At 62.2% G+C, this 1,744-nt stretch carries 1 protein-coding gene; it reads left to right on the top strand.

What is annotated here, in order from left to right:
- Window positions 1–1,744 (top strand): hypothetical protein (locus VNN55_00215; GenBank protein ID HWO55972.1); only part of this gene is annotated, 1,744 nt, incomplete at both ends.

Raw genomic sequence — 1,744 nt, 5'->3', positions numbered from 1 at the left:
TAGCACGACCTTCACCTATACGAGCTTCAACAAACTTGCCAGTGAAACGAGCGCGGTGGGTAATGCCCTCGTCAGCTCCGATGATCCCGTTTCCCAACAAAAACGTGTCGAGCTCGGCTTCGCCGCGCTGGTCGCCGGCCTCACGGCGGCCGACCGTCAGGCGCTGTTGGATTTGCATACGACCCGTTACACCTACGACGCGCGCCAGAACTTGATCGAGCGCCGCGACGCGGGCGGCGATATCACGCGCTTTGAGTACGACGCTTTTGGCAACCTCACCCGACGCATCGTCTATCTCGATCCGAGCGATCTCGCCGATCCGACGAAACAACAAATTACCCGCTACGCCTACGACGCCTTCGGCAACAACATCGAAACCACCGACGGCGAAGGGCACGTCACACGGTCCCAATACGATCACTTCGGCAACCTCACGCGCTTTACCGACGCCCGGGGCGGCATCACCACCTACACCTATGATGCGGACCATCGCCTGCTCACCGTCACCGACCCCGAGGGCCACGTTACCGTCAACCGCTACGACGCGGTCGGCAACCGTATCGCGGTGACCGACGCCAACGGCCACAGCGTCATCCATCTCTACGACCGCAACAACCTCCTCATCGCCACCCTTGACAATGCCGATACCAACCCGGCCCAGAACCGCGACACGCGCTTTGTCTACGATATCGTCGGCAACCGCACCAGCGTGACGGATGCCGAAGGCCGCACCACCACCTATACCTATAACGCCCGCCGCGAGCTGGTCGAGGTCAGGGCGGCGACGGTGGCCGATGAGGCCGGGGTGTTGCGGCAATTCCTTACTACGTACGCCTACGATGGCGAGGGCAACCGCATCCGCACGACCAACAACCGCGGCTTCACCACCGAGATGCTCTATACCCCCGAGGGGTTGGTGCGCCAGCAAACCGACCCGACCGGTCATGTCACGCGCTTTGTCTACGACGCCAACCACAATCAGGTGACCATCATCGCGGGTGTGCAACTCCCCGAAGCCAAACGTCAGATCATTCGCTTCAGCTACGACGAGGAAGACCAGCTCATCTCGCAAACCGACGCGCAGGGCCATACCACCCGCTACCGCTACGATGCCCCGGGTAACCGTGCCGCGGTAACGGATGCCAACGGGAACACGACCGACTTCGAGTACGACAAAAACAACCGCCTGGTCAAAGAGATCCGGCCCGCCGTCATCGATCCGCGCACGGGCGTCGCAACGCGCTATACCGTGCTGCATCAGTACGACGCCAACGGCAACGAAATCGCCACCACCGACGAGAACGGCCATACCACGCGCTTTACCTTCGATAAGGACGATCGGCTGGCGATGGTCGAAGACGCCAACGGCCTCAAGACGGTCTACGCCTATGATTCGCGCCACAACCGCACGCGCGTGAGCATCGGCGTGCAGGCGCACCTTGATCCCACCGGCCACATCGTCATCGACAGCGTCGAGAACGCCCAGGTAACGAGCTTCGTCTACGACGAGTTCAACCAGCTCATTGCCAAGACCGACGGGGTGGCCCATGCCCTGACGGCGTCGGACAGCGCCCTTTATCGCGCGATGCGAAGGAGCCTCGGGGTGGTCGATCCGCTCACGGGGGAGGGCAAGAGCGCCGCCCAGCTCACCGAGGCCGACAAACAGACCCTCCAAAACGCCTTCACCGAGCGCTACACCTATGACCGCGTCGGCAATTACCTGAGCACCACCGACCATCTCGGG

Source organism: bacterium, assembly GCA_035559435.1.
Lineage (GTDB): Bacteria > Zixibacteria > MSB-5A5 > WJJR01 > WJJR01 > JACQFV01.
Note: the sequence above shows the minus strand (reverse complement) of the source record. Positions and strands in the feature narration are given on the sequence as shown.